We start from the raw sequence: 14,223 nt of genomic DNA on the forward strand, positions 1-14,223 counted from the left end.
CCAGTCTCTTAATTGATGAGAATTTTAAAAAAGTGAAATAAAAAAAGACAGTATTAGATTACCTATTGATTCATTTCTTAGCTTTGTATAAAGCACCACAAAAACTTTTTAATCATGCCAATTATTGAACAATCAGAATATAATGATCCGTCTATTATTTATCGTAACAGGCATATTTCTACTATTTATGCTGCTTTGTTTAAAAAGTTTGAAGTTCCTGGATATACGAGAGAAAAACAGGAATTAAACGACGGAGACTTTATCAATATTGATTTCGTTATAGACGATCCTAAAAGGGCAGTGATTTTATGTCATGGCTTAGAAGGAGATTCGCGCAGGACTTATAATAATAGTTGTGCGGATTATTTCCAGCAACGTGGTTTTTCGGTTTTTGCATGGAATAACCGTACTTGTGGCGGAGAAATGAACCGATTGCCAAGACTTTATCATCACGGTGCAGTTGATGATCTTGATGAGGTGGTGCAGTTTGTTTTGCAAAAGGGATTCAAAGAGGTTTATCTGATTGGTTATTCAATGGGTGGTGTTCAGCTTTTGAATTATTTGGGCTGGACAAAAATAGATAAGCGTATAAAAGCCGCCGTTTCAGTTTCGGTGCCAACGCACATTGCGACAAGTGCAGAAGTGCTCAAACAAGGATTTAACCGGGTGTATTTAAAGAATTTCACCATTGATATAAAAAGAAAGCTGAAATACAAAGCAACACAGTTTCCTGATTTTATAAACCGCGATCAGATCGATAAAATTTCGACTTTTGATGAGGTTGATCAGTATTTTACTGCGCCGCTACATGGTTTTGCCAGTCGCGATGATTATTATCAGCAAGTTTCTCCGGAATTTTCCCTTAAAAACATTACGACTCCGGTTTTAATTATCAATTCGCTTGACGATCCTTTCTTAGGCGAAAGATGTTATCCAAGGAAAATTGCCCAGGAAAGCGAATATGTTTATCTGGAAACACCAAAATATGGTGGACATTGTGCTTTTCCGTTACGTAATTCAACGTATTCGTATGCAGAAAAAAGAGCTTATGAATTTTTTGAATCTTGTTAAGAATTTGATGGATTTGATGTTGAATAAAAACTTAAGGTAATTTAACGAATTCTATATTTCTCGCTCTGGATAAACTTACTTTCATTCCGTTAATTTTATTTTTTTTGTCTTTTATAAAGTACAGCGTCCCTCCGAAATCCGCAATATTAAAGGCATTTTGGTAAGTTGGAACCAATTGATACTCGCTCTTTGGTTTTAACTGAATGAAAAGTTTTCCTTCTTTTTGAAAGATCGCTAGTGTAGAATTGGTTTCGGTTGAAGAATATTTTCCAACAAAAGAATCTAAGTCTGGTTGGTCTGCAATTTGAACTTTTGAATAACTAATGGTATCGTTGTCTGTGATATAATTTAGAAGACCTTTTTTATTGTTTATTTCAATCACTCTGTAATCGTTTTTAAATCTATTTTCGGATTCTGCTTCATATGGAAGCTTATTGAAAAAAAGTTTCCCATCTTTTATTACCATTTCAGACCCCGCACCAGTTCTGTCATTTTTATACCAGCCAGCATAAGTTTCTAAAATTGAATGATCCACTTTTATTGCTTTAGGTTTTTCTTCCGTTTTAGGTTTTTCTTTTTCTGAAATAAAAATATTTCTCAGAATATCGTCCAAATAGTCTTTACTGTTATCAAACTGTGAGGTATTGCTTAAGAAGGCAAATGAAAAATTCAATTCCGGAAATGTTTCTAAATAAGCCCTGTAGCTTGCTGTAGCGCCATCATGAGCAATTTGCTGATAGCCATTATGTTTTAAGATAAATAAACCTGCCGCATAATTATTCATTTTGCCATTATTGAATTTTTCCGTTTTACATTGTTTAGAAAATAGAGAAGGAGTTCCAAATTTACCCGATTGATAAAATTCATTCCATTTTAATAAATCTTCCGTGGTTGTTATTAAACCTCCGTTACCATATGCATCTTCATTTGGCATATTGGTTTGATATTCACCTTTTTTAAGATCGTAGGCTATTGCTCTTTCTTTTACAATTCGATTGTGGTTGTCTCTCCATTCAGTATTTGTCATTCCTGCCGGAATAAAAATATTTTGTTTAGTAAATTCTGCCAGACTCAGACCGGTAACTCTTTCTACAATAATGGCAAAGAGGTTATAATTTGAATTACTATAGATAAATTCGGCGCCTGGTTTATTATTTAAAGTCTTTTGGGATAAGATTATTGCTAATGCATCATCATTTGTAAAAGTTTTTGTGGTTCTTCCCCAGCCGGTAAGGCTAGTAACAGATCCCCAATCTTTTATGCCACTAGTGTGATGCATCATTTGTTCCAGCGTGATAATATCTCCATAATCAGGAAGTTCTTTAATGTATTTTCTAACATCATCCTTTAAAGAAAGTTTTCCTTGTTGCTCCAAAAGCAAAATTGCAGCTGCAGTAAATTGTTTAGATACAGAACCGGCTTCAATTTTAGATGTCAATGTTAGCGGAACAGTATGTTCTAAATCTGCCATTCCATAAGCTTCCGAGAAAATGATTTTACCATTCTTTTTTATGGATAATTGTGAACCCGGATTTTCTGGTAAATAAATCTCCATTGCTTTATTAATGCGAGCAATAGTATCGTTTAATGTCTGTGAAGTGCAATCAATAGATGTAAGTAGGAGTAAACAAAGTAACATTCTATTTTTCATAGGAGCGCTTTTTTGCTTGTATTTTTATCTTAGTTTGCTGCAATTTAGAATCACAGTCACTTAAGCCGAGATTTATAAAGGCATAAAGATATTAATTTCAGGATTAAAAGTGAGAGTTGGATATTTTTAATATAAAGAAACCCCAAAAAGTTCTTAAACTTTTTGGGGTTAAAATAAGATGATATATAAAGTATATATTAAACTTGTTTGTAGTCACTATGCCAAACTGCTTCTTCCGGACCATCTCCTTTGTGTCCGTCTAATTGAATAACGAAACTTTTAGCAGGGAAGTAAGGTGTGATATGGATGTCAAGCAAAATTCTGTCTTTTTGAGTTTTATCTTGCTCGATTTTCATTACTGTAAATTTCTCAATAAGGTTAGTTGGCCCTTTAATACCATCTAAAAACTTAATGATTTGGCTTCTTAAATCAGCTTCTGTTCTAGTTGTCCAGTTTTCGAATGCTCTTCTGTTTAAGAAGTCGAAAAGTACTTTTGTAATGTGATCAAATACTCTTACTACAGAATACGTTTGTAAACCTAGGTTGTCTCCGTTAAACAATGTTTTAGCAGAGAAAGCCATAATTTTGCTATACTCATTTACCATTGGTACAAGACCCATTTTTTCAAGCTCTGAAATTTCGCTCTTTTTCAAATCAAAACGAACGCTTTCAACTTCGTTTAAACCTCCGAATTTTTTACCAGCAACAACCTGAGACATTAAAGTTTTGTAGATTTTACCGGCTAAAGACGTGGATGGTGGTACATATAAATTGTCTTCTTCTCCAACTTCATCATATTTACTTCTTCCAAGTAAATAGTTACAAGTCATGATTGTGTTTGATTTAAATACATCACCACCTGTATGATTTGCATTAAAGAAAATATCAATAACATCATCTGGAGTTTCAAGATCTTGAAAATCAGTTAATAATACAGTTTTGTTTTCGTGTGCGATTTTAGACCATTTGTCTAAGACTGCATTAGAACCTAAATATCCCGGAACGGAAAGAATAGAGTAGTTTTTTCTCAAATCTAGCCTGTCAAAATTTTGTTTTAATTCGTTTGAAACATAATCAATAAACAAAGTATTATCTAAATCTTTTAATTGAGATATATCAGCATTTACGATAGTAACGTTTTTAATTTTGTCGCTTTCTGCATTTTTGTAGAATAAAGCAACACTACGATAAGAAGTTTCTAATTCTCTTGAAACATTCAAAGCGTATTTTAAGTTTTTGTTTAATGTAGCATCTGCAGATGTAGCTTTCGCATTTGCAACTTCAATCATTGACTCAACAGAGCTGTTGTCTTTTAATAAATCCAGCCAAAGTTCAAGTCTGTTGTTTAGAGTTGTTCTTTCATTTTCCCATTGAGCATCATTAAGAAAAATATTTTTTCTTGCTTTTCTAGTAGGGTTTAAGTTTGATAATCCGTCGATTACATTTTCTAAAAAGGCAAAACCACCATATTCATTTAATAAGTTTATTTTGCTGCCTTGTTCTTGTACCAATTGTTCTGATGAAGAACCATGACTTTTTTGTTCCTTAGTTTGAGTTGCCATATTTATTGTTTGTTGTTGTGGTTAATTTCGTTCTTAGCGTTTTCAAGCAATTCTATAATAGCCTCTTTAACAGCAGGATCCTGAATAGCTTTAATTAATCCTCTGTTGCTGGAAAGTTGGCGAACAATTTTATAAGCTTGTTCTTTTTCTGTGTTTAATTTATTCAAAAAAGGACTATTCTCTTTAATTGATTTAGCTCCAAAATCTCCTAAGTTTTGAAATACCATAGATTCATTTAAATCTGAACCATCTTCGGTAGTAAATTCAAAATCTACACTTGGTTTGTACTTTTCGAACACCGCTTCTACTGTTTGTAAATCATACACAGCTTCTGGTCCTACCGGTTGCTCATTTGTAAGTTTTTGAATTAGTAAAGTTCTGTTTGAAGGAATTTCTAAAATCGACTCATTGGCATCCACTTTTACTTCATTGCCACCAATACCATAATTGAACATACTCATATTTTTATAAGATTTTTAGTTAAATTTTGGTAAAACTAATAAAAAAAAAGTTTAAATTACTATTGATTTGTAAGTATTTTATTTGGATTTTTGTCGTACTATGGTGAAAATTCCCAAAGCGGTAATTTTTACTCAAAATGAATTTAATTTTTTTGGAAAGATGAAATATCTGAAATATCCCGTTAATTTCAAATCTTTGCTACGAGGTTCACAGGAGCATTTTTGTAAGATTGACGAATCGATCGCTTATAATATTATGATGATAATTACGACATCTTTTGGAGAGATTCCAGAGACACCAAGCTATGGCACGATTATTTGGGATTTGGAATTTAATCAACATATCAAGAAAAGAGATTGGGAAGATTTGGTCAGAAAATCATTATATGATTCAATTAATGAATTCGAAAAAAGATTAATTCTAAGCGAAGTTTCGATCTCTTTAGATGAGATTAATGATAAAGAATTAGGTTCAAGTATTAGAAGAAAAGCCAATATAGTTGTGAAAGGTTCCATTATAGAAAGTTTAATTCCATTTAATTTTCACACAAAGTTGAATATAAGCCCAATTTCCCAATAAATTAGAATATGAAAGACGTTAAGTTTATCGAGATTAAGAATAGGATACAAAAAAAATGTTTAGAAATTTGGGGAATTGAAGATACCAATTTGGCAGATCCTCTGGTAATGATGTTATTGGATGTTTTTGTTCATGAACTATATTATTTGTATCAGGAAGGAGTAGAGTCTGATAATAAAATTATTGAACGAATTGCCCAGGAAATTGTACCGAGTCAATGGAATTTACCAATGCCGGCCCACACTCTGGCAAGTACAGAAGCGACTAAAGGGATTGTTTTATTAAATAATGATACCGAGTTTGTGGTCAAACCGGGTATGACATCTAATGTTGATCATGATATTTATTTTACGCCTTTTACTAATGAAAGTATTGTAGAAGGAGAGATCAGTTTTCAGATGTACGATTCATTTTTGATCGATTCTTCAAAACATGTCAAGCATTTACCGGAACGATATAAGGTTTTAGATCATCGTATTTGGGTGGGTTTAAATGTCTCAAAAGAAAATCTGGAAAAACTTAATTCGTTGAAGTTTACGTTTATAACTGAAAATTCCTCATTAGATAATTTTTTGCAGTTTATTACAGTTAAAGATGCTGCGGGAAATAGTCTTGAAGTTGAAAATGAGACTTTTGATGAAGTTCAGGACAATAAACATTATACTGAGAGTATAAAATCATTCTATAAAAATTCGATCTATAAAGTAAAGCTAAACTTAGAGAAGCTTAGATACGAATCGATATTGGATAAATTCGGAATGGAAAAAGAAGAGCTAAAATCAAGTAAAAAAGACACTGAACTGATTTGGCTGGAGTTTATATTTCCTGAAATTTTTACCAAAGCTGAATTAGATAAAATTCAAATAAAAATAAACACATTTCCATTAGTCAACAGAAAGTTAAACAACAGAGTACATAATGCTCAGATTGAAGGACGTCTGTTCCCAATGAAAGCAGAGAAAAACACGCATTTTCTTGATGTGATGAAAATATTTAATGAAAAGAATATTGAATTCACGAATGGAATTAAGCAGGCTAATTCTTTGTCTGCGAATACATTTACTATTTTTTATGGCGGATTAGAAAATTATGATTCCCGTAATGCTAAGTTTTTCCTTAAAAAATTAGCCAGAGCTTTAAGAGAAGATGTTAGCTCTTTTTCTAACATAAATGCTGATTATATAGATGCAACAATGACCCGAATTAACGAAGAACTTAATTCTATTGAAAGCAAAATTAACAGCAGTTACAGTCAGGTTAATGAAGAGGAAGTATATGCTCTGATTCATGAAACAGATAAATCTAAAATTCTGTATTATTCCTATTGGACTTCTAACGGACAGGTTGCCAATAATTTAAAGAAAGGTACTATTTTAAAACAAACTTCACTTTCTGAATTGGCTCAGGATGCTACTATTTTCCAGACCAGTTCGGTTGGAGGGATTTACAGAAATAATAAAGTCGAAAAACTAATCAATCTTCGATATGGGTTTTTGTCAAAAGAGCGTCTGGTAACCAAACAAGACATAAAATCGGCCGTACACTATCATTTAAGAAATATTACCAAAGAAGTTTCCATTACAGATGGTGTAGGTATAAGCAGCAACAGAAAACAAGGAGTATACAGAACCATTGATATAGCAGTTGTTTTGCAGGATAAGTATGCTTTGCAGATCGATAACAAGAAAAAAATAGAGATGTTTTTAAAGGAAACTTTAGAAAAACAATCGGTTATGAACATCCCATTTCAAATTACAATTAACTAAACTTATGAATGAATTAGATTATAGTCCAAGCTTATTATCTGCAATTAAATCTGCCAAATCATTAGCTATTCAGGACGGTCACAGTACATATGGAGTGGCTCATTTAGCTTACGCATTATTATTTGAACCTACCGGATTAGTTGAGGTATTAAAATCACTATCTAAAGATATAGAGTATATAAAAGAATGGTTTGATGTTAGAAAAGAAGTATATACTTCTGCTCAGAATAATGACAACAGTATTACAAATGATACCGAAGTTGATCATGTTTTTAATGAATCGAATTTTAATAAAATTAGATTAGGAGTCGATTCTATCGATGCTTTTTGCGTTTTTATTGCCATTATTAAACCGGGACTGGTTTATAGTGACAAACAAATTGACGGTTTAAATTTAAGTGATAAAGAATTGCTAAAACACTTTGGACTAAGAAACAATCAAAAGAGTTTTACTCTGGCTGACAATGCTGATCAGGAGGAAACAATAGACATTAACTATTGCGACAATTTATATAAAAAAGATAGTATTGAAGAAGGAAGCAGTATCATTGGCAGAAACAGAGAGGTTAGATTGATACTTGAAAATATTGAAAGATATGAAAATCATGGTATTTTACTAATTGGGGAATCGGGAATCGGAAAAACGAGTATTATAATGAATCTTATTTATAATTTGCACGAAACAGATCCTAATTTCTTTGAAGAAACACTTGTTTTATCCCTAAATGTAGCTAAACTAGTTGCAAACTGCAGCAGCGAAAATGAGATTTCGAAAAAGCTTATTGAAATTTTCGAAAAATTATCCAAAAACGGAAAAAGTATTCTTTTTATTGATGACATACAGGTATTGTTAAACTCATCAAGCTCAAAATCAAATGCTGTAATCAATATCATTAACACGCAATTGACTCAGGGCAGTATTAATATTATTGCTTCAATAGACGCTGATTCTTATAGAAAATCTATTGAGGGAACTACGATAAACGGAAAATTTGAAAACATTTTTATTGAAGAGTTAGACTATTCTTTATTGATTGAATGTCTGAATATTTATAAAAATAAATTAGAGAAGCATTATAAAATTAGCATTAATGAAGAGGTTATAGAGGAAGCTATTCATTTATCTAAACGATTTTATAAAGAAAAAAAATTGCCTTACGGTGCTATTGATTTATTAGACAGAACAGCTTCATCGGTAATTGTTTCCAATGCAAATTCATTAGTTGAAATTGTAAAAATAAAAGAGCAGATAAAAGAATCTGATCCGGCTGACGAATCAAAAATGAGCTTGCTGGAGAAGGAAATATACAATCGCATAAGTTGTGTGGTAACGAGTAAAATTGATGTTTCTGAAAATGCTAAAAGGCAAAAAAATGAAGCAGTTACTTTTGACGAGATCGAGAAATTAGCCTCTGATATTGAATCTATTGCCAAAGAAAAAATTACTGTTGTTACAAAATCTGAGATTCTGGCCGTGGTTTCTAATGCGACGGGAATACCATTGGGAAAAATAAGCGCGGGTGAAAAAGAGAAGCTTTTAACGATAGAAGACAAATTACAGGAAAGAGTAAAAGGACAAGCGCATGCTATAAAAACATTATCTGAAGCTATTATTGAATCCAGAAGTGGTTTGAGCAATCCTAAACAACCAATCGGATCGTTCTTTTTCTTAGGACCAACAGGAACAGGAAAGACAGAATTAACAAAATCACTGGCAGAATTACTCTTTGATGATGAAAATGCTATGATTCGATTTGACATGTCAGAATTTAAAGAAGAGCATTCGGCTGCTTTATTATATGGTGCTCCTCCGGGATATGTTGGGTACGAAGAGGGAGGTATGCTAGTGAATAAAATTAGACAGAAACCATATTCAGTTGTTCTTTTTGACGAGATTGAAAAAGCGCATAGTTCTGTTTACGATGTGTTTTTGCAAATCATGGACGAAGGAAAAATCCACGATAAATTAGGACGCGAAGGTGATTTCTCTAATGCAATTATCATTTTTACTTCAAACATTGGTAGTCAATGGATTCAGGAGCAAATAGAGGGAGGTCATTTGCCAACTTCTAATCAGTTAATTGAAATTATGAGTCAGCATTTCAGACCTGAGTTTTTAGGACGTTTGACAGAGGTTGTTCCGTTTGCCCCTATAAACATAGAAATTGCCAAGGCTATTTTTAAATTACACTTACACCGCTTACAAGAGCAGTTAATAAGTATTAAAAATATATCATTTGATCTGTCTGATGGTGCTTTAGAATATTTGACAAATAAAGGATTCTCCAAAAAATATGGAGCAAGACCTATTGCCGGTATCGTAAGAACGTATCTAAAGAAAACAATTTCAAAATTAATTATATCAGAAGCCATTCTTGAAAATGAAGCTATTGTTTTGGATATAAAAGAGGATGAGTTTATTTGGGAAAAGAAGTAAGAAAGAAAGTTGTAGATATTCCTTTATGTAGTTACTCACTTAATAAAACAGAATTATAAAAATGATATCTAAGAAAATCAATAGTAAACAAAAAGGAAAGCATTTTTAGCATTAATAAAACAAAATAGTAATGGCAAAACCCGATAATACTCAAAAACGAAAAGAGCGCGAAGCAAGGGAGCAGGCTGAGGACGGTTTGAAATTAGTTATTGACGGTGCTAAAATCAAATGCGATTTGTGTACCGTACCGGCAGGCGATCTAAAGGTAAATTATGATACTCCAAGTACACAGGATAAACGAACCGCTACTGTGGTAGAAAAAGACAAAAAAAGTCTGATTTTTAAGGGGAATTGCAAAAAAAGTCCCCAAAGTTCCAGCCCATGTGCCTCAGTAATGAAACTTGCGGATTGGAAGAATCCTGGTACAGTATATTTTCAGGATCAACTTGCCATACTTTTAAGAAGCACGATAAAATGTGAATACGGAGGCGTTGATATTAAAATCACAGATTGCGGACAACGCAACGAAATTACAAATCTGGATACTACAGGTGCGCCTGTGCCAAGTTATATACCTCCAGATTTTGATATTGATTTTGAACTTGACAAAAAAGGAAAAACTATTGTGCCTTTTGGAATAAAAGATTTTAAAAATAACGAAGAAAATCAATTTATAAAATTTAAACTCAAAGTAGGAGGTGCTGGGATCAATCAATGGCAATTGGATATAAAAAATGAAGATGGTAAAATTTATACTTGTTATTCTTCTACTCAGGAATTAAGTGAAGTAGTGATAACTGGGAAAAAGACGAAAGCAGATTCAGAGACTAAAAAACCTCAAATCGTTAGCTCCACTGCTATGTGGCCAGCAGGAGAATATACCATTTTATGGGATGGCTTTGATAACAAAGAAATATATGATAGTACCCGCTTTAACGGCAAAAAACTAGAGGCGAAAATTACTGCAGTTAAAGATGGTAAAATGAAAACTAAAGAAATTGAATTTGGAAGTAAATACAGCCAAGTACAATGGACAGATGTAAAAATTGACCGAAATGCAAAACGTATAGATGTGACATTAAGAGTAAATCTAACTGATGGTGGTGATGAGGGATTAAATTGTCAAACTATAAACGCAAGTGATATATATAGAATGCCTGCAAGGACAATTTGTGATTGGGATAAAGTTCCTGCAAAAGTTATTTCTGCGTATGGAAATTCTCCTATAAAGGTAAAAACTAAAACGTTTGATGAATTAAAAAAATATGTTTTAGAAGGTTTAAATCATTATTGGAGTAGAAACACAAATAGAGGAAAAAATGTTATGTTGAACGGCGTTGCGTATGAAGTTTTTGTAAATACAAATAATGAAACAGATAGAAGTAAATCTATGGATGATATACCTTTGGTATACCATACGAACGGACCTTGGGGACGATCTGGAAACCCAGCTTCTTTGATAGTTAATGCAATTCCAGATACAGGAATGGTTCAGCAAATATCATATAATGCAGGATATATTAAAAGATTTTCTACAGATTATGTAGGACTTGATGGATGGATTTTTCAAACTGAGATTGATAAAGAATATCCCTATGGAAAAAATCAGTATGATGCAATTTCAGATTTTAAAGAAACAGCTGCGCATGAAATTGGACATGAAATTTTATATGCATATTCTGACGCAACTTTTTCATGGCAACATAAAGGGAGCTCGTATCTTAACCAAGAAACAAAAATACCCGAAAGAGAGAAATCAAGTGTAAGGAAAATTGCAGAGAAAATTCCTCTAGCTCCATATATTCCAGTAATAAAGCCAATTGATTTTATGCCAGATTCTAAGGGTGAGTATTATCCAAAAGCTCCTGCTGAAATTGATTTAATGAAGTATTATAATATTATTTATACAACCAACCCAAAGTTAAACGCTCTTCCTGATTTGTCAAGAACAATAGCCTCGCAAAATGATGTTTTGGCATTAATTTGGTTAACAAAAATTAAAATATTATTATGAATGAAGTGATCTTTTTTTTAGCATTAGTAATTTCCTTATTATTAGTATATAGAGTGTTAAAGAGTAAAAGTAAAATGATTGTCAAATTAGTATATCTATTAGTCATATTTATATTGCTATTCTTTGTTGGTTTATTTTCATTTATAATTTCATGGAAAAAAGGCGGTCCAAATAGAGAGGAAGTAATTCCTTTAAAGAATTCTCCTAAAACGATATATTTTTTTAATGAAACTAAGCAATCCATTAATATTATCGTCAATTTCAAATATTCGGATGAAGAAAAAAAAAGTATAAAATATAATCCGTATTACAACAAAATAGACACCATTAAAAATTTGAGAAGTGGGGAAAATAAATATCGCGAAATATCAACCTTATATAATGACTCGATTACAAAATTCCCTAAAAATTTTAATGTAAAAATCACTGATTCTATAGGTGAAATTATAAAAGAATATAATAAAGAAGAGTTTTTTAACAGTATTGAAAAATCTAAATACGTAAAAAATATTGATAAAGAATGTAAAGAAAATGAATGGGATATAAGAATAAAATAGTTTTAGTTACTATTAAAGTTTGTGTTTTTGTAGATGAATTACCAAAAGTTAAAATAAAATGATAAAGACTATTTATTTTATATGAATTATGTATCTGCTTGTATGTAGTTGAAAAGAAAGAAGAGAGTGCAAAATGTAGAAAGTAATAAAGTTTTAATCTTTTAAGAAGGTTAATATTTAAATAATAAAGCCACACGAAAGGATTCGTAAAGTATTGGTGGAAAAAATAAGTTATGGAACAAGATATTTCAGTTTTAAAGCAGCAGCTTAATTTTAATTTAAGAGGTGAAATTCTTTTTTATGAATTGCAGAATATTCTAAAAGATGACACAGAAGTATTTGTGAGACACAAAGGTCTTTCGAAGAGAAACAATTCCAGAGATGCTATTGATCTCTCGTCGATGTTGTATCAGGAAGATTCAAGGTTTACCAAGGAAGCGCTTGTTTTGCATTTAGCAAAAAACAGCATTTACCATAATCTACCCGAATTGCTTTTTCATCCTTTGTCTGTTAGTAATTCTACAATGTCAAACAAAGAGATTGTAGAGGCCGTAAGAGAGAATAAGGAAACAGAGAATAGCGCTTTAGATTTCTTTATGCCTTTTGATAATGAGATTTTTTCTGCAAATGCTAATTATGCAATTAGAAGTCTGCACTTGTTTCAGGATAAGATTGATTTGTTCTTAAATATTGTAGATGAATTAATTGGTATTGATTTTAATTTATCTCAAACGCAAAAAAAGAATCTGTTTATTTATTTGTGTGATGCCGAAAAGCTAAAAGAGAATCTTCTGGAACTGGAAAAAGTTCTGGAAATGTTATTAGGCAATGTAGTAAAACTTAAATACAAAAAACATGTATTTACAACATCTCCTTTTTTGAAATTAAGTCAGGGTGTTTTAGGATTTGACCTTGGACTTTGCGGAGCGGTAGAAAGCGAGATAGACGATGTAGAGGCAAGTTTTTATTTTGAAGGAAATATTGATTATTCCATTTTAGAACACAAGATGAAGCTAACAAGAAAAGTGTTGGAATACTTTCTTATTAGTAATAGAAAAGTTGATATCGTCTTTTTTAATAACTATCAATTAGGGATAAAACTAAACGAAAACTATTTAGGCATAAACACCATTTTATAATTTTTTAAACCATAATAAAAAGAGATAACATTCAACTATGAATACAATACTACCATTTTTTTTAAAATACCTTTTAGCACCGTTACTGATACTTATTGTAACACTCATCATGAGTCAGTTTTCGAGTATAAAAATTAAAACAAAGGCTGCCATAATATTTGTTTTATGCTTTTCGCTTATCGCAGCTTTACCTTGTTTGTTTGCTTTTTTTAACAATGAATTTATTTGGTTTGGCTTATTGTTTTCGGTCATATACTATTTAGTACTTGGAGTAATATTGGTGTTTTTTATGGATTCGCCCTTATTTCAAAAGATCGAAATACAAAATAGTGCTCCTGCAAAAATTTTCCTTTTTTTAATTATAACAATTCTGTCTTCCTGGATTTACTATCTGGTGTTTAATCTTATTGCTATATCTAGTTACGCACACATTAGTATGCTTAATATACTATGGTTATATGCTCCAATGTTTTTTCTGGAATTAAAGAAAAAATATTTACAGATTCCAGAGCCATTTTATGAGTATTGGAGAGTTGGAAAAGAACGTAAAGACATTGAGTATTGGGACAATATTGATAAGTTCCGTTTAATGCAGGTTTCTATACATATCAAGAAAAAGAATAATTCAGAGGTCTTCTCAAAATTTGATGTAAAAATTGCTCAGGATGTTAATCTTGGGAATTGGTTTGATAAGTTTATCGAAGACCAGAATTACAGATTCCCTAATGATGCCATCGAATCGAGTGCAGAACATGAAGATAAAGGATGGACTTTTTACACGGCTAAATACTTCAGTTTTCCTTTATTTATCAGGAATTTGAGCCCTAATCAAACGATTGCCGAAAGTCAGCTTACGAACAAACAGACCATTTTTGCCAAAAGAGTCACTTTGAAAAAGCATAGCGAAACAGAGGAACAATAGGGGATAATCCTTATAAACTAAAAATATAAAACGTACTAAATATCAGAATATAACAACTAAGCA

Annotated in this window: 11 protein-coding genes; 8 read left to right on the forward strand and 3 right to left on the reverse strand. The window is 31.7% G+C overall.

The features are described 5' to 3' along the window. Positions 1-114: 114 nt before the first annotated feature. On the forward strand, positions 115-1,071 hold the full coding sequence (locus KHA98_RS06680; protein ID WP_213256534.1) for a YheT family hydrolase: 957 nt from the start codon (positions 115-117) through the stop codon (positions 1,069-1,071). A gap of 31 nt (positions 1,072-1,102) precedes the next feature. On the opposite strand, the gene KHA98_RS06685 is transcribed toward KHA98_RS06680, so the two are convergent. The 3 genes from KHA98_RS06685 to KHA98_RS06695 all read right to left on the reverse strand — a co-directional run bounded on the left by KHA98_RS06685 (position 1,103) and on the right by KHA98_RS06695 (position 4,745). Then, the gene (locus KHA98_RS06685; protein WP_213256536.1) at positions 1,103-2,722 is read right to left on the reverse strand and encodes a serine hydrolase domain-containing protein; all 1,620 of its coding nucleotides are present in this window, start codon (positions 2,720-2,722) and stop codon (positions 1,103-1,105) included. 197 nt (positions 2,723-2,919) lie between these two features. After that, positions 2,920-4,284: a DUF5458 family protein gene (locus tag KHA98_RS06690; RefSeq protein WP_213256538.1), complete on the reverse strand. Its 1,365-nt coding sequence runs from the start codon at positions 4,282-4,284 to the stop codon at positions 2,920-2,922. Positions 4,285-4,286: 2 nt separating this feature from the next. Then, the gene (locus KHA98_RS06695) at positions 4,287-4,745 is read right to left on the reverse strand and encodes a hypothetical protein (protein WP_317192568.1); all 459 of its coding nucleotides are present in this window, start codon (positions 4,743-4,745) and stop codon (positions 4,287-4,289) included. A 100-nt stretch (positions 4,746-4,845) separates the two neighbouring features. Between KHA98_RS06695 and KHA98_RS06700 the strand changes: the two genes are divergently transcribed. The 7 genes from KHA98_RS06700 (at position 4,846) to KHA98_RS06730 (ending at position 14,160) form a co-directional block, all read left to right on the forward strand. Next, positions 4,846-5,325 (forward strand): GPW/gp25 family protein, encoded by a 480-nt coding sequence (locus tag KHA98_RS06700; RefSeq protein WP_246522186.1) that lies wholly within the window; start codon positions 4,846-4,848, stop codon positions 5,323-5,325. 8 nt (positions 5,326-5,333) lie between these two features. Beyond that, on the forward strand, positions 5,334-7,091 hold the full coding sequence (locus KHA98_RS06705; RefSeq protein WP_213256540.1) for a hypothetical protein: 1,758 nt from the start codon (positions 5,334-5,336) through the stop codon (positions 7,089-7,091). A gap of 4 nt (positions 7,092-7,095) precedes the next feature. Next, positions 7,096-9,528 carry an AAA family ATPase gene (locus KHA98_RS06710; RefSeq protein ID WP_213256542.1) on the forward strand — a complete coding sequence of 811 codons (2,433 nt, stop codon included), beginning with the start codon at positions 7,096-7,098 and terminating at the stop codon, positions 9,526-9,528. Between the two features lie 130 nt (positions 9,529-9,658). Next, positions 9,659-11,542: a PAAR-like protein gene (locus KHA98_RS06715; RefSeq protein WP_213256544.1), complete on the forward strand. Its 1,884-nt coding sequence runs from the start codon at positions 9,659-9,661 to the stop codon at positions 11,540-11,542. After that, positions 11,539-12,099 carry a hypothetical protein gene (locus tag KHA98_RS06720; RefSeq protein WP_213256546.1) on the forward strand — a complete coding sequence of 187 codons (561 nt, stop codon included), beginning with the start codon at positions 11,539-11,541 and terminating at the stop codon, positions 12,097-12,099. The genes KHA98_RS06715 and KHA98_RS06720 overlap by 4 nt, the downstream gene beginning before the upstream one ends. 233 nt (positions 12,100-12,332) lie before the next feature. Beyond that, on the forward strand, positions 12,333-13,238 hold the full coding sequence (locus KHA98_RS06725) for a hypothetical protein (RefSeq protein WP_213256548.1): 906 nt from the start codon (positions 12,333-12,335) through the stop codon (positions 13,236-13,238). A gap of 37 nt (positions 13,239-13,275) precedes the next feature. Beyond that, the gene (locus KHA98_RS06730) at positions 13,276-14,160 is read left to right on the forward strand and encodes a TssN family type VI secretion system protein (RefSeq protein ID WP_213256550.1); all 885 of its coding nucleotides are present in this window, start codon (positions 13,276-13,278) and stop codon (positions 14,158-14,160) included. Positions 14,161-14,223 lie beyond the last annotated feature (63 nt).

It is taken from the genome of Flavobacterium branchiicola (assembly GCF_018383905.1).
Taxonomy (GTDB): domain Bacteria; phylum Bacteroidota; class Bacteroidia; order Flavobacteriales; family Flavobacteriaceae; genus Flavobacterium; species Flavobacterium branchiicola.

Bases quoted from the DNA above. Each gene is read 5' to 3' on its own strand.
- KHA98_RS06680 (WP_213256534.1), top strand. From the start codon at position 115: ATGCCAATTATTGAACAATCAGAATATAATGATCCGTCTATTATTTAT.
- KHA98_RS06685 (WP_213256536.1), bottom strand. From the start codon at position 2,722: ATGAAAAATAGAATGTTACTTTGTTTACTCCTACTTACATCTATTGAT.
- KHA98_RS06690 (WP_213256538.1), bottom strand. From the start codon at position 4,284: ATGGCAACTCAAACTAAGGAACAAAAAAGTCATGGTTCTTCATCAGAA.
- KHA98_RS06695 (WP_317192568.1), bottom strand. From the start codon at position 4,745: ATGAGTATGTTCAATTATGGTATTGGTGGCAATGAAGTAAAAGTGGAT.
- KHA98_RS06700 (WP_246522186.1), top strand. From the start codon at position 4,846: ATGGTGAAAATTCCCAAAGCGGTAATTTTTACTCAAAATGAATTTAAT.
- KHA98_RS06705 (WP_213256540.1), top strand. From the start codon at position 5,334: ATGAAAGACGTTAAGTTTATCGAGATTAAGAATAGGATACAAAAAAAA.
- KHA98_RS06710 (WP_213256542.1), top strand. From the start codon at position 7,096: ATGAATGAATTAGATTATAGTCCAAGCTTATTATCTGCAATTAAATCT.
- KHA98_RS06715 (WP_213256544.1), top strand. From the start codon at position 9,659: ATGGCAAAACCCGATAATACTCAAAAACGAAAAGAGCGCGAAGCAAGG.
- KHA98_RS06720 (WP_213256546.1), top strand. From the start codon at position 11,539: ATGAATGAAGTGATCTTTTTTTTAGCATTAGTAATTTCCTTATTATTA.
- KHA98_RS06725 (WP_213256548.1), top strand. From the start codon at position 12,333: ATGGAACAAGATATTTCAGTTTTAAAGCAGCAGCTTAATTTTAATTTA.
- KHA98_RS06730 (WP_213256550.1), top strand. From the start codon at position 13,276: ATGAATACAATACTACCATTTTTTTTAAAATACCTTTTAGCACCGTTA.